Origin of the sequence: Nocardioides hwasunensis, from assembly GCF_014779665.1 — a bacterium.
In the GTDB taxonomy this organism is placed as follows: domain Bacteria; phylum Actinomycetota; class Actinomycetes; order Propionibacteriales; family Nocardioidaceae; genus Nocardioides; species Nocardioides hwasunensis.
Genome location: NZ_JACXYY010000001.1, coordinates 763,862 through 784,088, shown reverse-complemented (window position 1 = coordinate 784,088; position 20,227 = coordinate 763,862). Strand labels below are relative to the sequence as shown.

The window sequence follows — 20,227 nt, the reverse complement described above, 5'->3', positions numbered from 1 at the left end:
ACCGATGTCGCCGCAGAGTCTAGAAGTGGATGAGCGTCGGGTCGGACGGGGACTCCCCGGACCCGATGACGTCAGCTGCCCGCCGGCCCGGGTCCGGGGCGCAGAAATCGCAAGCTCGTGTCCACGCGGCCGATGCTACTCCCCGATGGCCGCCCACACGCCAGCACATTCGTCGACCGGCGGGGTCTCCCCGGCGGCGTACGACGTCCCGGGCTGGGCCGGCAGCAGGCCGAGGGCGGTCAGCGGGCCCTCGGCGCGGCTGCGGGCGAGGTTCCACGCGCGCGGGTCGTCGAGGGTCTCGGGCCGCATGTCGTTCCACGGGACGAGGCCCAGGACACAGCGGGCCACGTCGTCGGGCAGCCGCTCCGCGATGACCGGTGTGGCGTCTGCCGAGAGGTCCTGCAGGTAGGAGAGGTCGAGCTTCCCGGTGGCCTCGTAGCGGTCGAGGTTGCGTCCGGCGACCCAGGCGTCGGGGTTGATCGCGGCCAGGCCGATGAGCGCGACAGCGCCGGACACCAGAGCGATCCGCGGCAGCCACGATCCGCGCCCGGCCACGCCGGCGACCATGATCGCGAGCACCACGAACCCGAGCCAGCCCTCGAAGACGTCGACGAAGAGCCGGAGCGTGGTGAAGCCGTAGGCGTCCTGGTAGACGGCCATGCCCCGCAGCGCCGACGCCACGACGAGGAGCGTCAGGCCACAGAGCAGCCCGACGGATCCGAGCAGCCAGCGACGGTCGGTCCGGGTGTCGCCGGCTCGTCGGGACGCGACCCACACCACCAGCACGGTCAGCGCGGTGGCGAGGGTCAGCTGCCCGAAGCCCTGGTGCACGAAGTCGGCGTACGTCAGACCGGTGGTGGCCTCGATGTAGTCACGACCCCCGACCAGGGCGCGGGCCTGGGCGGCGATGAAGGCGATGAACACGGCGTCGACGACGAGCACGGGGACGAGCCACTCGAACCGGTTGGTCAGCGTGGCCGGGCGTCGACCACCCAGCACCTCGACGTCCGAGGGGTTGAGCGCCAGGTAGGCGGCCCCGAGGGTCGCGGCGAAGACGAAGCACGCGAGGAAGGCCCGGCCCACGAGGTCGTTGAAGGTCAGGTGGGGGACGAGCTGGTCGACCCACGACCCGAAGACGGGGTTGGCGCTGGCGAAGATCGTGCCGAAGACCCCGAGCCCGAGCAACGACCAGGCAGCGGTGCGGACGACGGCGGGCGTGCGACTGCCGGACCCGGCGAGGCGGAGCGACCGGCCGAACCACGGAAGCCCCCGCAGCGAGGCGAGTGGCCAGGAGACGCCGGTCAGCAGGATCCCGGGCATGGTGCGCGCGCCGGTGACGCCACACAGGAAGACCGCCGTCGCCGCGACGAGGCCCAGCGACTGGACCCACCACGCGTCGAGGAGGGCGGTCGGCAGCACGAGCAGCAGCGCCAGACCGGCGCAGAGCAGGGTCCAGGGCTCGCGGCGCCGACGGGCGGTCGCCAGCGCGGCCACGCCGCAGACGATCGCGACGAGCGCCCACGTGATCCCGATGGCCGTGAAGGACAGCACCAGACCGGCCACGAGACCGGCAGCGGCGCACGCACCGACCGTGCGGAGCCCGGAGGGCACTCCGCGATCGGGCCAGAAGCGGCCGAAGAGCGCGTCGAGCCCGCCGGTCGTGGATGGGCCGGGGTCGGGAGCGGACGGTCGGTCGGGACCTGTTGCGGTCGTGGTCATGCCGGGCTCCGGGGTGCTCGACGGGATTGGGACGGAGGAGGGAGCGGACGTGGATGTCGGGTGGTCGACCTGCAGCCGCAGTCGCGCGCCCTGGCCGTCGGCCGGGTCGAGGAAGCGCAGGGTGCCGCCGTGCAGCTGGGCGACCCACCGGGCTACGGCGAGGCCGAGACCGGTGCCGCCGGCGCCGTCGGTGCCGAAACGGTCGAAGACCCGCTCGCGGTCGGCGGGGGCGACTCCCCCGCCGTCGTCCGCGACCTCGAGCCACCAGCCACGATCCCCCGCACCGGCGGTGATGCGCACCGCCGTGCCGGCGGGGGCGTGCCGTGCTGCGTTGTCCAGGACGTTGACGAGCAGCTGCCTGATCCGGGCCGGATCGCCGGGCACCACGAGGTCCTCGCCGACCACGACGTCGAACTCCCCCGCCCGGCCGGCGGAGACCACCTGCCCGACGGACTCCTCGACGAGGGCGTGCAGGACCAGGTCCTGGCGGTCGAGCTCCACGACGCCCGCCTCGAGGCGGGAGAGCTGCAGCAGGTCGTCGACCAGCCGGCCGAGCCGCTCGGCCTGGTCCAGCGCGGCACGGAGGTGGTCGGGGTCGGCGGGGACCACGCCGTCGGCGAGGTTCTCGAGGAGTGCCGTCATGGCGGTGAGTGGCGTGCGCAGCTCGTGCGAGACGGTGGCGATGAGGTCCCGGCGCTCGCGGTCGACGGTGGCGAGGTCCTCGGCCATCCGGTTGAAGGCGGCGGCGAGCTGCCCGACCTCGTCGGTGGCGGTCGTGCGTACCCGGCCGGTGTAGTCACCACGGGCCATCGCCCGCGTCACCTCGGTCATCCGACGCAGTGGCGCGACCATGCCGGCCGCCAGGAGCTGGGTGACCCCCAGGGCGAGCGCGACGCTGACCGGGAGCACGAGGAGCGCCGGGACGTGGGCCGCGGAGCCGAGGAGCGTGAGCAGGACCGCAGCCACGACGGACACGGCGACGAGGAGGCCGAGCTTGACCTTGAGGCTGGTGACGGTGTCGAGCCGGGTGCTCATGCCCGGCCCTGCCCGGTGGGTCCGACGGCCTCGAGGGCGTAGCCCACCCCGTGCACGGTCCGGATCCGCTCACCTCCGACCTTGCTCCGCAGTGCCTTCACGTGGCTGTCGACCGTCCGGGAGGCGCTGGCGCTCCCCCAGGCATCACCCCAGTCCCACACCTCGCGCAGCAGCCGTTCGCGGGCGAGCACCTGACCCGCGGCGCGAGCCAGGCAGAGCAGCAGGTCGAACTCGGTGGGGGTGAGGTGCACGCTCTCGCCCGCGACCGTCGTACGCCGGGTGCCGGGGTCGATAGACAGGGCGCCGACCTCGATGACGGCCGGGCGCTCGTCCGCGAGAGCGGCGGCCCGGTCGACGCGACGCAGCAGCGCGGCGACACGGGCGACGACCTCGCGCAGGGAGAACGGCTTGGTGAGGTAGTCGTCGGCGCCGACACCCAGCCCGACCAGCACGTCGGCCTCGTCGTCCCGGGCCGTCAGCATCAGGACCGGGACCGGGCGGGTCGCCTGGATGCGTCGACACACCTCGAGGCCGTCGAACCCGGGCAGCATCACGTCGAGCAGGACGACGTCGGGTCGCGTCGTCGCGGCCAGATCCACGGCGGTGGGCCCGTCGAAGGCCTGCTCCACGTCGAAGCCCTCGGCCCGCAGCCGCTGGGTGAGCGCGTCGTTGATGGTGCGCTCGTCCTCGACCACCAGTGCTCGCCGGGGGGCCTTCGTCGACGTCATGCCACGACCCTAGGAGGCGAGCTGCGCGGGATGTGGGGACGACTCGTGAAGGTTCTGTGGAGGTAGTCAGTCCGGCCGCTGGTCCTCGCGCGGCCAGTCGACCATCACCCGCGCGCCGCCGCCCGGGGCGTCGTCGATGGTGACCCAGCCTCCGTGGGCGCGGGCGAGGCCCCCGACGATGTACATGCCCAGCCCGGTGCCGCCGGCGTCCCCGGTGGTCCAGAACTTCGTGAACACCCGTCGTCGGAGCTCGACCGGGATCCCGTCGCCCTCGTCGTCGACCATCAGGCGTACGCCGTCGAGGCTGGGAGAGTGCGCGAGCGTCAGGCTGACGTGACCCTGGCCGTGGCGGATGGCGTTCTCGACGAGGTTGGTGACGACCTGGGTGAACTTGTCCGGGTCGGCGAAGACCTCCGGGAGGGAGTCCTCGACCTCGAGCCCGACCTCGCGCGAGGTCCCCGCCTCGATCGAGTCGACGACGCGGCGCACCAGGACCTCGGCCGAGGACTCACGTGGGTAGAGCTGGAGGCGGTCGGTGTCGATGCGGGCCACGTCGAGCAGCTCGGCGATGAGCCGGGCGAGTCGGTCGGCGTCGGCGTTGACGGTGGTGAGCATCAGCTTGCGCTGGTCGTCGGTGAGCTTGTCCCAGCGGTTGAGCAGGGCCTGGACGAACCCCTTGACTCCCGTCAGTGGCGAGCGGAGCTCGTGGGCGACCATGGCCACGAGGTCCGAGCGCTCGCGGTCCAGGCGCGCCCGCCCACGTCCGCTCCGGAGACCGACGGCGATGCCGAGCACCTGGCCGAGCTCGCCCTCGCGCACCAGCTTGGCGGTCGTCAGCACCTCCTCCCCCGACGCGTTGAGCCACGACTGCTCCGGCACGCCGCGCACGATCGAGATGCTCTCGAAGGGGCGGTTCATCTCGAGCCAGGTCTTGCCGTCCTGGTCCAGCAACCGCAGCACCTCGGGCAGGGGCAGCCCCAGCGCCACGTGGGCGTCGACGCCGAGCAGCGCAGCCCCCTGGGCGTTGAGGATCGTGACGATCCCGTCACGGGTCGCACCCAGGATCCCGTCGGGGTAGGCGTCGGCCAGCGAGCGCAGCCGGGTGGGTGCGCTGTCGACCCGCCGGCTCTCCTTCGTCACGCGCCCGACCCTAGCCGCGTGTGCTCGCCTTCGGGCGACGCAACCCCGCGGCGCGCAGGGCTGCCACCAGCTCGCGGGAGGTCACCGGGACGGCCCCGGCGGCGACCATCGCGTCGTAGTGGTCGGCGGGCACGTCGTAGTGGTCGCGGTCCCAGCCCCGCGGCGGGATGCCGTGGGCGGCAGCGAACGCGTGCAGCTCGGCGTACGACGTGTCGCTGGCGAGGTGGGACCAGAGCCGGTCCCACCTCGGCACGGCTGGTGGATCGATGAGGATCATGACCGCATCACCGCTGCGAGGGAGCGCGCTGCGCGCGGGCGCTGGCGTAGAGGCACACCGCCGCGGCGGTGGAGAGGTTGAGGCTCTCGGCCCGCCCGTGGATCGGGATCGCGACCCGGTGGTCGGCCAGGACCGCGAGCTCCTCGGGCAGGCCCCACGCCTCGTTGCCGAAGAGCCAGGCCGTCGGGCCGCTGAGGTCCGCCTCGAACAGGTCGACGTCCCCTGCTCCGTCGGCGGCAAGGACGGTCAGGCCCCGACCCTGGGCGGCGCGGACCGCGGCAACCGGGTCGGGCTCGACCGAGAACGGCAGGTGGAACAGGCTGCCCACCGTGCTGCGCACGGTCTTGGGGTTGTAGGCGTCGACGGACTGTCCGGCGAGCACGATCGCGTCGGCCCCCGCAGCGTCGGCCGTCCGGATCACGTTGCCCGCATTTCCGGGGTCGCGCACGTCGGCGCAGATGACCAGCAGCCGCGGCGAGGCAGCGACCACGTGCTCGAGCGGTGCGTCGATGTGGTGGCACAGCGCCACGACCCCGGCCGGGGAGACCGAGTCCGACAGCGAGGCGAGGGCACGCTCGTCGACGACGCGGACGACAGCGGCCGCCAGAAGGTCGGCGTACTGGTCGGATGCCGCAGGCGTGGCGAAGACCTCGACCACGCAGCCGTCGATCGACAGCGCCCCCTCGACGGCCTTGGGGCCGTCGGCGAGGAAGAGCCGCCGCTCGGTGCGTACCGAGCGGCGGCTCAACTTGCGAGCCTCCTTGACGCGAGCGTTGCTCGCGACGAGTGGCGTCACGTCGTTCAGGCGGAGACCTTGGGCGCGTTGACGTCCTCGGGCAGCGCGGCCTTGGCGGCCTCGACGAGCGCGGCGAAGGCCGGGGCGTCGTTGACGGCGAGCTCGGCGAGGATCTTGCGGTCGACCTCGATGCCGGCGAGGCCGAGGCCCTGGATGAAGCGGTTGTAGGTCATGCCGTTCGCGCGGGCAGCGGCGTTGATGCGCTGGATCCAGAGCTTGCGGAAGTTGCCCTTGTTCTTGCGGCGGTCGTTGTAGCTGTAGACCAGGGAGTGGGTGACCTGCTCCTTGGCCTTGCGGTAGAGCCGCGAGCGCTGGCCGCGGTATCCGGCGGCGCGCTCGAGGGTGGTACGACGCTTCTTCTGGGCGTTCACTGCGCGCTTGACGCGTGCCATGGCGTTACTCCTTGGTGCGGGGGGAAGTCAGACGGGACGGCGGCTGGGCCACCAGAGATGGGTGAGGCTCAGATGCCGAGCATCTTCTTGGCGCGGGCGACGTCGCCCTTCTCGAGCTCGACCATGCCGGCGTTGCGGCGGTGCTTCTTGCGGCTGCCCGTGGTCGGCGCCGACGCGAACGCAGCACCGGACTTGCGGCCGGCCTGCAGGCGCATGATCTTGCCCGAGCCGGTCACCTTGAAGCGCTTCTTCGCGCCCGAGTGGGTCTTGTTCTTCGGCATGTGTCTGCCTCAACTTCCTTGTACGTGGTTCGGGGGTCTGGGTATCTGGGCGGGACCTGGGCGACTCGCTGTGGCCACAGCGAGGGCGGCTGTCACGGCTTCGCCGCGACGTGCTCGATCGAGCCCTTCGCTTCGCTCAGGCCTCGATCTCAGGATCGAGGTTCTCGGAGCGGCGTCGCTCCTTCTTCTGGGCGACCGGGCCGGCGGCGTGCGCCGCCTCGCGCTCGGCGTCCTCCTCGGCCTGACGCTGGGCGCGCTCCTCGGCCTTGGCGGAGCGGGCGGCGTCGGCGTCGATCTTGGCGTCGGCCTTCTTCTTGTGCGGGCCGATGACCATGGTCATGTTGCGGCCGTCCTGCTTGGGCGAGGACTCGACGAAGCCGAGCTCCTGCACGTCCTCGGCCAGCTTCTGGAGCAGGCGGAAGCCCAGCTCGGGGCGGTGCTGCTCGCGACCACGGAACATGATCGTGATCTTGACCTTGTCGCCCGCGCCCAGGAACCGCACGACGTGACCCTTCTTGGTCTCGTAGTCGTGCTTGTCGATCTTGGGACGAAGCTTCATCTCCTTGATGATCACGTTCGTCTGGTTGCGACGCGACTCCCGTGCCTTCTGGGCGTTCTCGTACTTGAACTTGCCGTAGTCCATGAGCTTGCAGACCGGCGGGCGGCCCTGAGGAGCGATCTCGACGAGGTCGAGGTCGGCCTCCACGGCCAGCTTGAGTGCCTGGTCGGTCGGCACGATCCCAACGGTCTCGCCGTTGGGTCCGACGAGCCGGACCTCGGGTACGCGGATCCGCTCGTTGATGCGCAGCTCGGTGCTGATGGGTCCTCCAGTGAGTCGGGTGAATGGGAGCCGACCGCCGGGCCCGGAGCTGGTGTGCGCCGGAAATGAACAAGGCTCCCGCTGGTGCCAAGCGGGAGCCAGTCATCACACGTCACCCCTCGCGGGGAGACTGCGGTGTCCACAGGAGCCTCTCGACGTCTGTGTCACTGCGACCGGGACCCGACGATCTGTGGTGCAGGGCGATCGGTGCGGGTGGGAGACGGGTGCTGCGTGCCTCCGCTTGGCGAGATCAGCGACATCGCGACTCGGCGTGAGTCGTGGTGCCACTGATCGGTCAACATCGGAGGTTACCCGATCATTCCGCCGACGGGCCAATCCAGCCGTGTCCGCCGGCTGCGTGCTCCCCGAGTTGGACCAGCCGCCACCCGGTCGCGAGCCTGGTGAGGTCCTCGCCGTCGACGACGTACGTCGCCGGGCCGGCGAGGTCGACGAGCAGGGCCTCGGCGCCGTCCTGGATCGCCGCAGTGGCCGCCGTCGTGGTGGTCACCGGCACCGGACGGGCCGCGGGATCCCAGAGCGCCATGGCCTCCGTGGAGGTGAAGGCCAGCAGACCCGTGCTGCCATCAGGGGCCTGGACGAGCACCGCCGCCATGTCGGAGGACTTGTCGTGCGCCAGTCCCTGGGCGTCCACCTCGACCTCGCCCAGGACCGCGACGACCGGCACGAGCAGGCGCGCGTCCTGCAGGACGGCGAGCACGGTGGCCGACGAGGTGGCGCCGGCCGCGTGGTCGGCCAGCGCACGTGCCAGTCGCGGCTCGACCGCACCGCTGTCGTCGGCGAACCCGGGGTCGGGGATCGTCCGGACGAGGGGGTCGCCGTCTGCCGCGGAGTCTGGGGGGTGCACGTGCTCATTGTCCCGGGTGCGTGGACGGCTGTGGGACTCTGGGGCCGTGGAAGCGAGTACCTGGGCCGCCCTGACCGCCGCACTCACCGTGGCCGGAGCCATCTGGACGTGGATCGCGTTCCGCCGCCGCGGAGCCGTCAACGGACTGCGCGCGCTCGGCTTCACCCTCCTGCCGGCCGCCGCCTGGCTGACCGGGACCCTCGAGATGGTCGTCGAGATCGGGAGCGCGGTGACCAGCTGGGCGACGAGCCTGGTCTTCGACGTCCGCACCTGGGTGGGGGTGGGCCTGGCCGGCCTCGCCGTCGTCCTCTTCGTCATCAGCGGGTTCCTGCGGGACCGCCAGCTCGCCAGGGCCCAGGCGGGCGGATCGACCGGTGGAGCGGCCGGCGGCGCGGCAGGTGGCGCCGACCGCACCAGGCCGGCCAAGCAGCGCGAGTCCCTCCCGAAGGCGGGCTCGTCCGGGGCACGCGGCGGCTCACCCATCGACGACGACATGGCCGACATCGAGGCGCTGCTGCGCAAGCGGGGCATCGAGTGAGCGACCAGCTCGTCGACCGCAACCGTCTGTGGTCGCGCCTGGACGCTGCACTCGCGACGCTCCCCGAGTCTCCGGCGACCCCGATCGCGGTTGTCGACCTCGACGCGTTCGACGCCAACGCCGACGACCTGGTCCGTCGAGCCGGCGGCAAGCCGGTGCGCGTGGCCTCGAAGTCGCTGCGGGTGCCGGGGCTGATCGAGCGTGCCCTGGCGCACGACGGGTTCGCCGGTGTGCTGGCCTACACCGTGGCCGAGGCGCTCTGGCTGCACGACGCAGGGATCAGCGACGACATCGTCGTCGCCTACCCCTCGGTCGACACCGTCGCGCTCCGACGGCTGACCTCCTCCCCCGCTGCGGCCGCCGCGATCACGCTGATGATCGACGATCCGGCCCACCTCGACGTCGTCGACGAGACCCGACGCGCACCGGGCGCATCCGTCCGCATCGCCCTCGACATCGACGCCGGCCTCCGCGTCGGCGGGCAGCACATCGGCCCGAAGCGCTCCCCGCTCTTCGACACCGGCGACATCGTCGCGCTCGCCCGGAAGGTCGTCGAGCGCGACGGCTTCCGGCTGGTCGGCGTCATGACCTACGAGGGCCAGGTGGCCGGCGTGCAGGACGACGTCCCCGACCAGCGCACCAAGTCCCTGCTCGTACGCCGCCTCAAGCAGGCGTCGATGGCCCAGCTCGAGGTGCGACGTCGCGAGATCGCCGACGCGTTGGCCGACGTCACCGAGCTGGAGTTCTGGAACGGCGGCGGGTCGGGCTCGGTCCAGGCCACGGCCGCGGACGGTGCGGTCACCGAGATCGCCGCCGGCTCCGGCCTGCTGGTGCCGGGGATCTTCGACCACTACGCCTCCTTCGAACCCCGGCCCGCGGCCTACTTCGGCCTGCGGGTGACCCGCAAGCCCAGTCCCGCCCTCGCGACCGTCCACGGCGGCGGGCTGATCGCGAGCGGCGCCACCGGCGAGGACCGGTCGCCGGTCCCGTGGGCGCCGCCCGGGCTGCACCTCACCGGGCTCGAGGGAGCCGGCGAGGTCCAGACCCCGCTCACCGGCCACCCCGCCGCGCTGCTCGACATCGGCGACCTGGTCTGGTTCCGCCACGCCAAGTCCGGCGAGCTCTTCGAGCACGTCCGCGACGTGCACCTCGTCCGCGGCGAGGAGGTCGTCGACGTGGTGCCGTCCTACCGCGGCTGCGACCTCGCCTTCTGATGGCGGCCTGATGGCGGCCGAGCCCCGCGAGGTCGCCCGGCAGGTGGCCTCCGCCGTGCTCGGCGCGCCGCCCACGCTGGGCCGGGGACGCCTCGTGTGCGTCGACGGCCCGGCCGGCTCCGGGAAGACCACGCTCGCCGGCGCCCTGGCCGACGTCGTGCCCGACACGCAGCTCGTGCACTGCGACGAGCTGCTCGAGGGGTGGCGCGGCCTGCCCGGCCTCGCCGCGGCGGTCGAGGCACTCCTCACCCCGCTGGCGGCCGGCGGTCCCGGCGAGTGGCGGCGGTGGGACTGGCTGGCCGACGGCTGGGCGGAGACGCACCACGTGCACCCCGGCGGCCTGCTGGTGCTGGAGGGGGTCGGCTGCTGGTCACCGGCGATCGCGGACCTCGTCGGCCACCTCGTCTGGGTGGAGGCCGACCCCGACCTCCGCCTGACCCGCGGCATCGAGCGCGACGGAGAGGAGATGCGAGGCCACTGGCTCCAGTGGCGCGTCGACGAGGGCGAGCTCTTCGAGCGGCTCAGGACCCGGGAGCACGCGGACCTCGTGGTGTCGACCGACTGACGCCGCTCCCCGCCCGGTTCCTTGTCTAGTGTGGCGTCCATGGTGCATCCGAGCGGCGACCAGTACGAGATCTCGGCCGCGGGCTACTCCGCCGTGGTGACCGAGGGCGGCGCCGCGCTGCGCCGCCTGACGTGCCAGGGTCGCGACCTGGTGCGTGGCTTCGGCGAGGACGAGATGTCGAGCGGCGGACGGGGGCAGCTGCTGATGCCGTGGCCGAACCGGATCCGCGACGGTCGCTACTCGTTCGAGGGACGCGACCTGCAGCTCGGTCTCACCGACCCGGGCACGGGCAACGCCTCCCACGGGCTGGTCCGGTGGGCGTCGTGGACCGTGGAGGAGCACACCGACACCTCGGTGTCGCTGGTGTGCCGGGTGCTGGCGCAGACCGGCTACCCGTGGGCCCTCGACCTGCACGTCCTCTACGACCTGTCGGCCGACGGGCTCGTCGTCACCCAGACCGCCACCAACCTGTCCCCCGACCCGGCGCCGTACGCCAGCGGGGCGCACCCCTACCTGTGCGTGGGCGACGCCATCGAGGACCTCGAGCTCCACGTGCCCGCGCACCACCGGGTGCAGCTCGACGAGCGCCAGCTCCCCGCCGGTGTCGAGCCCGTCGCGGGGCCGTACGACTTCACCTCACCGCGCCGGATCGGCGACACCGTCCTCGACGACTGCTGGGGCGGCCTCGACCACGAGGACGGGCGGGCGACGGTGACCCTGCTCGACCCGGCGAGCGGTGACGGCGTCGCGCTGTGGGTGGACGGCCACCACCGCTGGCTCCAGCTCTACACCGCACCGTCGGACGGCCCGCGCCCCGCGCTCGCGGTCGAGCCGATGACCGCGCCGGCGGACGCGTTCAACTCCGGCACCGACCTGGTCACGCTCGCTCCGGCGGGCACCCGCGGCGACGAGCTGTCGGTGTCGTGGGGCATCCACGCGGTCTGACGCGGCCGCAGCCCCCCGCCGCTCAGTTGTCGCGGGCGTCCGCGCGGTCGATCAGCGCACGCACCTGACGGACGCCGTCGCGGGCGACCTTGCCGTCGGAGCCCTGGAACGCCATCGCCGAGAGCGTCGTGCCGTCGGCGAGGTCGAGGGTGGCCCACGGGGCACCCGGCGGCAGGTGGATCGCGAGCACCTCCTGCCACGCGAGACGGCGACGCCGGAAGCCGTTGACCACGACGAGGGCGCCCATCTCGGCGGTCACCCGCGCACGGCCGAGCGCCCAGCCGATCGTCACGAACCCACCGCCCAGGACGAGCAGGGTGATGCGCTGGAGGATGTTGAAGCGGTCGCGCACGTCCTGGGGGAAGCCGAACCACGCGGCCGCGCACACGACGAAGAGCATCACGCCGAACCCGATCACCGCGATGCGCACGCCCATCGGACGCCAGGTGCGCGGCAGGGAGGGCAGGCCCGACGACGGGTCAGAGGCGGCAGGCATGGATGTCCGTGAGCAGGATGGCGCGTGCCCCGATCGAGTACAGGTCGTCCATCAGGCGTTGCGAGCCGGCCCGCGGCACCATCACCCGCACGGCGACCCAGCCGGGCTTGCCCAGGGGGGAGATCGTCGGGCCCTCGCGCCCGGGCGCGACCTCGGTCGCCTCCGGGAGGTGGGTCTCCTCGATGTCGTAGTCCATCATCACGAAGCTGCGCGCGACCAGGACGCCCTCGACGCGGCGTCGGAAGATCTCGAAGTCGCTCGCGACGTCGCCACCGCGGGTGATGAGCACGGCCTGCGAGTCGAGGATGACCTCGCCGAAGGTCTCCAGACCGGCGGCGCGCAGCGTCGAGCCGGTCTCGACGACGTCGGCGATCACGTCGGCCACACCGAGCTGGATGCTCGTCTCGACCGCTCCGTCCAGGCGGGTGACGGTCGCGTCGATCTCGTGACGGAAGAGGTAGTCCTCGACCACGCCGACGTACGACGTCGCGATCCGGAGGCCGCGGAGGTCCTCCAGCGAGGAGTAGCGGCCGATGGGGCCGGCGAAGTGGAAGCGCGAGCGACCGAACCCGAGGTTCATCACCTCCTGGGCCTGGGCGCCGGAGTCGAGCAGCAGGTCGCGCCCGGTGATGCCGACGTCGAGGGTGCCCTCCCCCACGTAGAGCGCGATGTCGCGCGGACGCAGGTAGAAGAACTCGACGTCGTTCTCGGTGTCGACGAGCGCGAGCTCCTTGGAGTCCGTGCGCTGGCGGTAGCCCGACTCGCGGAGGATGTCGGTGGCGGCCTGGGACAGCGCCCCCTTGTTGGGGACGGCGATGCGGAGGGTCATGCGAAGGTCACCGGGTCTCTCACAGGTGGGCGTAGACGTCGTCGAGGGTCAGTCCGGAGGCGAGCATCAGCACTTGCGCGTGGTAGAGCAGCTGACTGATCTCCAGCGCCGTCGCGTCCTTGCCCTCGTGCTCGGCGGCCATCCAGGACTCGGCGGCCTCCTCCAGGAGCTTCTTGCCGATGGCATGGACGCCCGCGTCGAGCTGCTGCACGGTGCCGGACCCCTCGGGGCGCTCCACGGCCTTGGCGGACAGCTCGGCCCACAGGTCCTCGAACGTCTTCACGAGGCGCAAGCCTACGGCGCGCGGCTGGCTTCCTACGCGCCCGGTCCCGTGCGCGGACCACCCCGAGGTGTGGTGGCGTCGTCGGTGCGGCGGGCTAAAGTCGCAGCATGAGTGAATCGAACACACATTCGGACCAGGCTCCCGACGAGACCATCGGGGGCGCGACGGCGGGCGACCCCGCCCACGAGACCCTCGGTGGGCCGCAGGGCGACAGCACCCGCAAGGACCCCGAGGAGTGGGTGACCGGCGACGAGCCGATGACCGGGGCGCAGCGCAGCTACCTCGACACCCTCGCCCGTGAGGCCGGTGAGGAGCTGCCCGGCGACCTCACCAAGGCGCAGGCCTCCGAGCACATCGACCGGCTCCAGGGAGCCAGCGACCGCACCTCCTGACGGACCGCCTCCCGGGCCGGGAGGCTCAGCCCGTCCGCAGCCCGGCCAGCACGCGGGCGGTGTCGAGCGCGGCGGCAGTCGCCTCCCAGCCCTTGTCCTCGACCGAGCCCTCGAGGCCGGCACGAGCGATCGCCTGTTCCTCGGTGTCACACGTCAGGACGCCGAACCCGACCGGGATGGCGTGGTCCACGCTCACCTGCGTGAGGCCGTCTGTGGCGGCCGAGCACACGTAGTCGAAGTGCGGGGTGCCGCCGCGGATCACGACACCCAGCGCCACCACGGCGTCGTACCCGTGCCGGGCGAGGGCCGCGGCGACCACGGGCAGCTCGAAGGTCCCCGGCACCCGGATCACCTCGGGCGTGCTGATGCCGTACGCCGCGAGCGCACGCTCGGCACCGGCGACGAGGCCGTCCATCACCTGGGTGTGCCAGGTCGCGGCGACGACCGCGACCCTCAAGCCGCTGGCGTCGTAGGGCTCGGACGTCGGTGCGCCTGCTCCACTCATGCACGCACTCGCTTCGCTCCGTGCACGCATGAGGCATCTGGCACGCTGTGGTGGACCATTCGCTCGCTGCGCTCGCTCATCGGACTCCTCCGTGTGGGTCGAGGTGTTCTTCTTGGTGGTCGACGGCCAGGTCGGGCAGCTCGTGGCCCATCCGGTCGCGCTTGGTGCGGAGGTAGGCCAGGTTGTGGTCGGTGGGGCTCGGCGCGAGCGGCACCTGCTCGGTCACGGCGATGCCGAAGTCCTCGAGGCTGGCGGTCTTGTCGGGGTTGTTGGTCATCAGCCGCACCGACGCGATCTCGAGGTCACGCAGGATCTGGGTCGCGGTGCCGTAGTGGCGGGCGTCGGCGGGGAGACCGAGGTCGAGGTTCGCGTCGACGGTGTCGCGACCCCCGTCCTGGAGCTGGTAGGCCTGCAGCTTGGCGACCAGCCCGATGCCACGCCCCTCGTGCCCGCGGAGGTAGACCACCACCCCCCTGCCCTCCTCGACCACGCGACGCAGCGCCTCGTCGAGCTGGGGGCCGCAGTCGCAGCGCTCGCTGCCGAACACGTCGCCGGTGAGGCACTCGCTGTGCACCCGGGTCAGGACCGGCTCGTCACCCGAGAGGTCCCCGTAGCCCAGCGCGACGTGCTCGCTGCCGTCGATGGTGATGCGGTAGCCGTAGGCCGTGAACTCACCGTGCCGCGTCGGCAGCCTGGTCTCCGCGACCCGCTCGACATGGCGCTCGTGGCGCCGACGGTGCCGCACGAGGTCGTCGATGGAGATCATCGCGAGGCCGTGCTGGTCGGCGAACTCCCGCAGCTCGGGCGCGCGCTTCATCGTCCCGTCGTCGTTGACGACCTCGACCAGCACACCCGCGGGCGTCAGCCCGGCGAGCATCGCCAGGTCGACGGCCGCCTCGGTGTGCCCCCGTCGTACGAGCACGCCTCCCTCGCGGTAGCGCAGCGGGAAGACGTGGCCGGGGCGCGTGAGCTCCCACGGCTCGGTCGCCGAGTCGGCGAGCGTGCGGGCGGTGTGGGCGCGGTCGGCGGCGCTGATGCCGGTGCTCACGCCGTCGCGGGCATCGACCGAGATCGTGTAGGCCGTGCGGAGCTTGTCCTTGTTGTGCGGGGTCATGAGCGGGATCTCGAGCCGGTCGAGCATCTCGGCCGGCATCGGCACGCAGATCACCCCGCTGCTGTGGCGGATGGTGAAGGCCATCAGCTCCGGGGTCGCCCTGGCGGCGGCGAAGATGATGTCGCCCTCGTTCTCGCGGTCCTCGTCGTCGACGACGACGACCGCCTTGCCCGCGGCGATGTCGGCGATGGCCCGCTCGACGGAGTCAAGCCGCACGCTGCTCGGGTGGTGGTTCATACGGGGAGTGCCTCCTGCTCGTCGACGGTGCTGGTGTCGACCACGGTCCGGGCGTCGCGCCACCAGACGACGAAGCCGATGATCACGAAGATCGCGTAGAAGAGGTACATGCCTGCCGTCGGGTAGTAGCCGGCCTGGATCAAGGTGGTGACGCCGACGACGTCCACCAGGACCCAGACCAGCCAGAACTCGACCCACCCACGGGCCATGCCGTAGGTCGCCAGCATGGAGCCGGCGAGGATCCAGGCCTCGGTCGTCGGGCCCCAGGAGCCGAGCACCTGGGTCAGCACGACGTACGCCGCGGCGTAGCCGACGACCCCGAGACCCAGCAGCTGCAGTCGCTCGGTGCGCGTGGCCCAGCGCGGGGCGATGGCGCCGCCGTCGGAGGCGCCGCCGGCGTTGCGCACGTGCGACCAGCGCCACCAGCCGTAGACCGAGACCGCGGCGAAGAACACCTGACGTCCGGCCTGCCCCCACAGCGGGTCGTCGATGTGGCCGGAGAGCTCTCCGGTGGCGAAGACGGTGAAGAGCAGGACGTTGCCCACGAGCCCGATCGGCCAGGCCCAGACGAAGCGCTTCATGCCGAGGATCGCACTGGCGAGGCCGAAGAGGTTGCCGATCACCTCGCGAGCGCCGAGCTCGCCGCCGGGCACCGGGATGGTGCCGTGGACGAGCCATTCGAGCAGGGACATCAGTCTTCCTCGTCGTTCTCTGAGAAGGGGGTGGTCACGGAGCTGTAGGCGCCGAGGAGCTTCTCGACGTGCTTGGCGATGACGTCGGCCTCGAGGTTGACCAGGTCGCCGACGCGGCGGCTGCCGAGGGTCGTGCGGGCGAGGGTCTCGGGGATCAGGCTGACGGTGAAGCTCGAGTCACGGGCCTCGACCACGGTGAGACTCACTCCGTCGACGGTGATCGAGCCCTTGTCGACGAGGTAGCGCGCCAGGTGGGCCGGGAGCGAGATCTCGACGACGTCCCAGTGCTCGCTCGGTGAGCGGGCGATGACCTCGCCGACCCCGTCGACGTGGCCCTGCACGATGTGGCCCCCGAGCCGCTTGTCGACGGTGACCGCACGCTCCAGGTTGACCCGGTCGCCGGGTACGACGCCGCGCAGCGAGGTCCTGTCGAGGGTCTCCTGCATGAGGTCGGCGGTCCACCTGCCCTCGCCGAGCTCGGAGACGGTGAGGCAGCAGCCGTTGACGGAGATCGAGTCGCCCAGCCCGGTGCCCTCGAGCACGGTGCTGGCCTCGACGGTGAGTCGGACGGCGTCGCCCTGGTCGGTGACCTCGGCGATGGTGCCGAGCTCCTCGACGATCCCGGTGAACATCAGCTGCTCCTCTTCTGGGGCTTCATGGTGAGCCTCACGTTGGTGTCCTCGCCGCCGTGTCCCTGCAGCACGGCCACGTCGGTGACGTGCAGGTGGAGCGCGTCGGTGATGGTGTGGATGCCGAGGTCGGCGACGGCGCTGCGGCCGGAGCCGAGCAGCATCGGCGCGACGTAGGTGACGACCTCGTCGACGAGACCCGCGGCCAGGAACGCCCGGGCGAGCGTGGGACCACCCTCGAGGAACACGTGCTGGCGGTCCCTCGCGTGCAGCTCGGCAAGGGCGATCTCCGGGTCGCGGGTGCGCAGGTGCACGGACTCGGCCCGGTCGTTGAAGATCCGCCGGTCCGTCGGCAGGTCCCGCAGCCCCATCACGGCGCGCAGCGGCTGGATCGCGACGGGCTCGTCGACCTCGTCGCGGACGGTGAGCTCGGGGTCGTCGACCTCGACGGTGCTCGTGCCGACGAGCATCGTGTCGCACAGCCCACGTAGTCGGTGGGTGTCGAGGCGGGCGGCGCGGCTGGAGACCCATCGGCTGGTGCCGTCCGTGGCAGCGCTGCGGCCGTCGAGCGTGGTGGCGAACTTCCAGGTCACGAAGGGCCGTCGGTGGGCGATGGCGAAGGTCCAGGCCCGGTTGATCGCCTGCGCCTCGTCGATCATCTCGCCGCCGACGACCTCGACGGCCGCCTCGCGCAGCCGGCCGGCGCCGCCGACGGCGACCGGGTTGGCGTCGGGCTGGGCGAAGACGACTCGGACCACGCCGGCCGCGATGAGTGCCTCGCTGCACGGGCCTGTGCGACCGGTGTGGTTGCACGGCTCGAGCGTGACGACGGCGGTCGCGCCGCGGGCCGCGTCACCAGCCTCCGCGAGCGCGGCGGCCTCGGCGTGCGGGGTGCCCGCTCCGCGGTGGAAGCCCTCGGCGATCGTCGTACCGTCCGGGGCGAGCAGCACACAGCCGACCCGAGGGTTGGGCCCCAGTGGGACGCCGGGCGTGACCGCGAGCGCGAGTGCGCGCTGCATGGCACGCTGTTCTGCCTCGCTGGTCGTCATCGCTTCCTCCGCCTCCGGGTGTTCGGACTCCGGGGGGCGGGCGACGGCGCTCGCGGCCCCCGACAGGGAACGCGGAGTGCGTCTGCGTGCACTTCTCATCCGGACTGTGACCGTCGGTCCAGGAGTTCCACCTGGTCAACCGGCCACTGGCGGTGGTCGGGTCGCGGACTGTGACCGCCGGTGCGGAATTTCACCGCCCCCAGAGCACGCAAGCTCTTCGTGGTGGCAACCATGCCACAGGGCAGCGCATTCCCTCATCGGTGTCCGCGTGTGGCGTGCGCAACAGTTCCGAGGGTGCGCACGGTGGGTGCTGTCACCCCGCCGCCCGGGCGGAGCCGGCCTCAGACCTGGTCGAGGAAGCGGTCGAACACCCGCGCACCGAACTCCAGCGCGTCGACCGGGACCCGCTCGTCGACACCGTGGAAGAGCGCGGTGAAGTCGAGGTCGGCGGGCAGCCGCAGCGGTGCGAAGCCGTAGGAGCGCATGTCGAGCTTGCGGAAGTGCTTGGCGTCGGTGCCGCCGCTCATCAGGTAGGGCGCGACGAGGGCGTCGGGGTCCTCGGCGATGAGGCTGCGGGTCATCGCCGTCACCAGGTCACCGTCGTACGGCGTCTCCCACGGGTCCTGCTTGGACTCGAAGTCGAACTCGATCCCGTCGCCGGCGAGCTCGTGCAGGGTCTGGAAGAACTCGTCCTCGTAGCCGGGCAGGAACCGGCCGTCGACGGTCGCGTGGGCGTCGGTGGGGATGACGTTGGTCTTGTAGCCCGCCTGGAGCATCGTCGGGTTGGCGGTGTTGCGGATGACCGCGCCGAGCATCCGGGCGGCGTCGCCGAACTCCTCGACCAGCGCCTCGGCGTTGCCCGGTGTGGCCTCGGTGCCGGCGAGCTCACCGACCGTCGCGAGGAGCACCTCCATGGTGGGCGTCAGCCGGACCGGCCACTGGTGCGCGCCGATGCGGGCCACGGCGCCGGCGAGGCGGGTGACGGCGTTGTCGTCGTTGATCATCGAACCGTGGCCGGCACGCCCCCGGGCGGTGAGCCGCATCCAGGCCATGCCCTTCTCGGCGGCCTCGATGAGGTAGACCCGGCGTCCGCGGATGGTGGCGGAGAAGCCGCCCACCTCGCCGACCGCCTCGGTGCAGTCGGCGAACAGGTCGGCGTGCTCGTCGACGAGCACCTTCGCTCCGTGGCCACCTCCGGCCTCCTCGTCGGCGGTGAAGCACAGCACGACCTCCCGGTCGGGCGCGGCTCCGGCTGCGGCGCGGGCTCGCACGACGCTGAGCAGCATCGCGTCGAAGTCCTTCATGTCGACCGCGCCGCGGCCCCACACGTGGCCGTCCTTGATCTCGCCGCTGAACGGATCGACCTGCCAGTCCGACGCCTCCGCCGGTACGACGTCGAGGTGGCCGTGGAGCAGTAGCGGGGCCCGGCCGTCGCCACCGCCCCAGCGCGCGACCACGTTGGCCCGACCGGGCCGCCCCTCGATGACCTGGCTCTCGATCCCGACCTCGTCGAGCAGCCCGGCGACGTACTCGGCGGCCTTGCGCTCCCCCGGCCCGTCGTCCGTGCCGTAGTTGGACGTGTCGATGCGGATGAGCTCCCGGCACAGCTCGACGACCTCCTTGGCAGGGTCGTAGGAAGGGCCCTGCGACGGAGCCCGAGAACTGTCCTGCGGAGCCTGTTCCATGCCGCCCATCCTGCCCCACGAGCCAGCACCAACCCCGATTCGTTGCCAGCGAGGTGCTTTGCTACATTTCTCCAGCACTCGTCCGGGTGGCGGAATTGGCAGACGCGCTAGCTTGAGGTGCTAGTGCCCGTATTAGGGCGTGGGGGTTCAAGTCCCCCCTCGGACACCACGATCGAAACGAGCCCCGGGTCATCGGCCCGGGGCTTCGTCGTTGCCGGTCCGGCTGCACGCCTCACTAGGGTGGGCGCCCATGAGCTGGTGGCAGCGTGAGACGTGGAGACAGACCCTGGCGTGCGTCGGTCTGGTCGTGGGCTTCTTCACGCCCGGCGAGCCGCTGCTGGTGTTCCTCACGTCGTGGGACCTCTACGCCGTCGTCTACCTGGTCCTGACCTGGGCTGCGATCCACCGCGGGGGCCGCACCGGCCTGACGGCGATGGCGCGGCAGTCGAGGCGGATGAGCCGCGCCGCGAAGCTGTTCGTCGCCTCGCCCGAGGCCTTCGCGCAGAGCGCCGCAGTCGTGGCGCTGGTCTCGGTCCTGCTGGTCATGCCGCGTGCCGACGAGCAGCATGCGTCCGAGCCGTGGGTGCTGGCCGTGTGCCTGGTCGCCATCGTCTCGTCGTGGCTGGTGCTGCAGGCCGGATTCCTCATGACCTACGTCGCGCTCCACAGCGAGCACGGTGGACTCGCCTTCCCCGACGAGGCCCGACCCGGCGTGGTGGAGTACCTCTACTTCACCGTCGCCGTGGGGACCACCTTCGGGACGACCGACGTCGAGGTGCGCAAGTCGGTGCTGCGCGCGCAGGTGCTCAAGCACGGGGTGCTGGCCTTCGTGTTCAACACCCTCGTGCTCACCGTCGCGATCACGTTCACGACCAACTACCTCGGCTGACGAGCCGGGAACGCGCCGCCTCGGCGTGAGTCACGCCACGCGTCGACGCCACCGCATGGGGTCCACCACCCATCTTCGGTCGACGAGGCTCTCGCGACCGGGGTCATGTCAC

The 20,227-nt window shown here is 71.9% G+C and carries 24 protein-coding genes, 1 tRNA gene and 1 riboswitch; of the genes, 7 read left to right on the top strand and 18 right to left on the bottom strand.

Annotation, left to right across the window (positions count from 1 at the left end; translation table 11 throughout):
- Positions 1 to 135: 135 nt before the first annotated feature.
- The 9 genes from IEZ25_RS03945 to IEZ25_RS03905 all read right to left on the bottom strand — a co-directional run bounded on the left by IEZ25_RS03945 (position 136) and on the right by IEZ25_RS03905 (position 8,053).
- Positions 136 to 2,754 (bottom strand): DUF4153 domain-containing protein, encoded by a 2,619-nt coding sequence (locus IEZ25_RS03945; RefSeq protein ID WP_191198046.1) that lies wholly within the window; start codon positions 2,752 to 2,754, stop codon positions 136 to 138.
- Complete coding sequence (locus IEZ25_RS03940) at positions 2,751 to 3,482, bottom strand: response regulator transcription factor (protein WP_191198045.1); 732 nt, start codon at positions 3,480 to 3,482, stop codon at positions 2,751 to 2,753. Before IEZ25_RS03940 ends, IEZ25_RS03945 begins: the two co-directional genes overlap by 4 nt.
- Before the next feature lie 66 nt (positions 3,483 to 3,548).
- The gene (locus IEZ25_RS03935) at positions 3,549 to 4,622 is read right to left on the bottom strand and encodes a PAS domain-containing sensor histidine kinase (protein WP_318152023.1); all 1,074 of its coding nucleotides are present in this window, start codon (positions 4,620 to 4,622) and stop codon (positions 3,549 to 3,551) included.
- Between the two features lie 10 nt (positions 4,623 to 4,632).
- Entirely contained in the window at positions 4,633 to 4,899 is a 267-nt protein-coding gene (locus tag IEZ25_RS03930) for a DUF4031 domain-containing protein (protein WP_191198044.1), read from the bottom strand.
- A gap of 7 nt (positions 4,900 to 4,906) precedes the next feature.
- Positions 4,907 to 5,704, bottom strand: a complete 798-nt coding sequence (locus tag IEZ25_RS03925; protein ID WP_191198141.1) for a TrmH family RNA methyltransferase — start codon at positions 5,702 to 5,704, stop codon at positions 4,907 to 4,909.
- Positions 5,701 to 6,087: a 50S ribosomal protein L20 gene (rplT, locus tag IEZ25_RS03920; RefSeq protein WP_129402084.1), complete on the bottom strand. Its 387-nt coding sequence runs from the start codon at positions 6,085 to 6,087 to the stop codon at positions 5,701 to 5,703. The genes IEZ25_RS03925 and rplT overlap by 4 nt, the downstream gene beginning before the upstream one ends.
- A gap of 68 nt (positions 6,088 to 6,155) precedes the next feature.
- Positions 6,156 to 6,368 carry a large ribosomal subunit protein bL35 gene (locus IEZ25_RS03915; protein WP_090971167.1) on the bottom strand — a complete coding sequence of 71 codons (213 nt, stop codon included), beginning with the start codon at positions 6,366 to 6,368 and terminating at the stop codon, positions 6,156 to 6,158.
- A 136-nt stretch (positions 6,369 to 6,504) separates the two neighbouring features.
- Positions 6,505 to 7,188, bottom strand: a complete 684-nt coding sequence (infC, locus tag IEZ25_RS03910) for a translation initiation factor IF-3 (protein WP_344056932.1) — start codon at positions 7,186 to 7,188, stop codon at positions 6,505 to 6,507.
- A gap of 316 nt (positions 7,189 to 7,504) precedes the next feature.
- Positions 7,505 to 8,053: an SseB family protein gene (locus tag IEZ25_RS03905; protein ID WP_318152022.1), complete on the bottom strand. Its 549-nt coding sequence runs from the start codon at positions 8,051 to 8,053 to the stop codon at positions 7,505 to 7,507.
- A gap of 46 nt (positions 8,054 to 8,099) precedes the next feature.
- Between IEZ25_RS03905 and IEZ25_RS03900 the strand changes: the two genes are divergently transcribed.
- Genes IEZ25_RS03900 through IEZ25_RS03885 form a run of 4 tightly spaced genes read left to right on the top strand, consistent with a single transcriptional unit; the run spans position 8,100 to position 11,315 of the window.
- The gene (locus IEZ25_RS03900) at positions 8,100 to 8,591 is read left to right on the top strand and encodes a cellulose synthase (protein ID WP_191198143.1); all 492 of its coding nucleotides are present in this window, start codon (positions 8,100 to 8,102) and stop codon (positions 8,589 to 8,591) included.
- Positions 8,588 to 9,805, top strand: a complete 1,218-nt coding sequence (locus IEZ25_RS03895) for an amino acid deaminase/aldolase (protein ID WP_318152021.1) — start codon at positions 8,588 to 8,590, stop codon at positions 9,803 to 9,805. The genes IEZ25_RS03900 and IEZ25_RS03895 overlap by 4 nt, the downstream gene beginning before the upstream one ends.
- Before the next feature lie 10 nt (positions 9,806 to 9,815).
- Positions 9,816 to 10,370 carry a uridine kinase family protein gene (locus IEZ25_RS03890; RefSeq protein WP_191198042.1) on the top strand — a complete coding sequence of 185 codons (555 nt, stop codon included), beginning with the start codon at positions 9,816 to 9,818 and terminating at the stop codon, positions 10,368 to 10,370.
- Positions 10,371 to 10,409: 39 nt separating this feature from the next.
- On the top strand, positions 10,410 to 11,315 hold the full coding sequence (locus IEZ25_RS03885; RefSeq protein WP_191198041.1) for an aldose 1-epimerase family protein: 906 nt from the start codon (positions 10,410 to 10,412) through the stop codon (positions 11,313 to 11,315).
- A gap of 22 nt (positions 11,316 to 11,337) precedes the next feature.
- On the opposite strand, the gene IEZ25_RS03880 is transcribed toward IEZ25_RS03885, so the two are convergent.
- Genes IEZ25_RS03880 through IEZ25_RS03870 form a run of 3 tightly spaced genes read right to left on the bottom strand, consistent with a single transcriptional unit; the run spans position 11,338 to position 12,923 of the window.
- The gene (locus IEZ25_RS03880; RefSeq protein ID WP_191198040.1) at positions 11,338 to 11,811 is read right to left on the bottom strand and encodes a PH domain-containing protein; all 474 of its coding nucleotides are present in this window, start codon (positions 11,809 to 11,811) and stop codon (positions 11,338 to 11,340) included.
- Entirely contained in the window at positions 11,795 to 12,640 is an 846-nt protein-coding gene (gene hisG, locus IEZ25_RS03875; protein WP_191198039.1) for an ATP phosphoribosyltransferase, read from the bottom strand. The genes IEZ25_RS03880 and hisG overlap by 17 nt, the downstream gene beginning before the upstream one ends.
- Positions 12,641 to 12,659: 19 nt before the next feature.
- Positions 12,660 to 12,923: a phosphoribosyl-ATP diphosphatase gene (locus tag IEZ25_RS03870; RefSeq protein WP_191198038.1), complete on the bottom strand. Its 264-nt coding sequence runs from the start codon at positions 12,921 to 12,923 to the stop codon at positions 12,660 to 12,662.
- Positions 12,924 to 13,030: 107 nt separating this feature from the next.
- On the opposite strand from IEZ25_RS03870, the gene IEZ25_RS03865 reads away from it, so the two are divergent.
- A complete protein-coding gene (locus IEZ25_RS03865; RefSeq protein ID WP_191198037.1) occupies positions 13,031 to 13,315 on the top strand; it encodes a DUF3072 domain-containing protein in 285 nt (94 codons plus the stop codon).
- Positions 13,316 to 13,340: 25 nt separating this feature from the next.
- On the opposite strand, the gene ribH is transcribed toward IEZ25_RS03865, so the two are convergent.
- From ribH to IEZ25_RS03835, 6 genes are all read right to left on the bottom strand, one after another.
- Positions 13,341 to 13,820 carry a 6,7-dimethyl-8-ribityllumazine synthase gene (gene ribH / locus IEZ25_RS03860; protein ID WP_191198036.1) on the bottom strand — a complete coding sequence of 160 codons (480 nt, stop codon included), beginning with the start codon at positions 13,818 to 13,820 and terminating at the stop codon, positions 13,341 to 13,343.
- Positions 13,821 to 13,896: 76 nt separating this feature from the next.
- Positions 13,897 to 15,171: a bifunctional 3,4-dihydroxy-2-butanone-4-phosphate synthase/GTP cyclohydrolase II gene (locus IEZ25_RS03855; RefSeq protein WP_191198035.1), complete on the bottom strand. Its 1,275-nt coding sequence runs from the start codon at positions 15,169 to 15,171 to the stop codon at positions 13,897 to 13,899.
- Complete coding sequence (gene pnuC, locus IEZ25_RS03850; protein ID WP_397183065.1) at positions 15,168 to 15,866, bottom strand: nicotinamide riboside transporter PnuC; 699 nt, start codon at positions 15,864 to 15,866, stop codon at positions 15,168 to 15,170. Before pnuC ends, IEZ25_RS03855 begins: the two co-directional genes overlap by 4 nt.
- Positions 15,863 to 16,495 (bottom strand): riboflavin synthase, encoded by a 633-nt coding sequence (locus IEZ25_RS03845; RefSeq protein ID WP_191198033.1) that lies wholly within the window; start codon positions 16,493 to 16,495, stop codon positions 15,863 to 15,865. The genes pnuC and IEZ25_RS03845 overlap by 4 nt, the downstream gene beginning before the upstream one ends.
- Positions 16,495 to 17,541 (bottom strand): bifunctional diaminohydroxyphosphoribosylaminopyrimidine deaminase/5-amino-6-(5-phosphoribosylamino)uracil reductase RibD, encoded by a 1,047-nt coding sequence (gene ribD, locus IEZ25_RS03840; RefSeq protein WP_224748284.1) that lies wholly within the window; start codon positions 17,539 to 17,541, stop codon positions 16,495 to 16,497. Before ribD ends, IEZ25_RS03845 begins: the two co-directional genes overlap by 1 nt.
- An 82-nt stretch (positions 17,542 to 17,623) precedes the next feature.
- A riboswitch (FMN riboswitch) is annotated at positions 17,624 to 17,753 on the bottom strand.
- 129 nt (positions 17,754 to 17,882) lie between these two features.
- Positions 17,883 to 19,226: a M20/M25/M40 family metallo-hydrolase gene (locus tag IEZ25_RS03835; protein WP_191198032.1), complete on the bottom strand. Its 1,344-nt coding sequence runs from the start codon at positions 19,224 to 19,226 to the stop codon at positions 17,883 to 17,885.
- Between the two features lie 80 nt (positions 19,227 to 19,306).
- Here IEZ25_RS03835 and IEZ25_RS03830 point away from each other — a divergent pair.
- Both IEZ25_RS03830 and IEZ25_RS03825 read left to right on the top strand, forming a co-directional pair.
- A tRNA-Leu gene (locus tag IEZ25_RS03830) sits at positions 19,307 to 19,395 on the top strand.
- Between the two features lie 81 nt (positions 19,396 to 19,476).
- Positions 19,477 to 20,115 carry a DUF1345 domain-containing protein gene (locus tag IEZ25_RS03825; protein WP_191198031.1) on the top strand — a complete coding sequence of 213 codons (639 nt, stop codon included), beginning with the start codon at positions 19,477 to 19,479 and terminating at the stop codon, positions 20,113 to 20,115.
- Positions 20,116 to 20,227 lie beyond the last annotated feature (112 nt).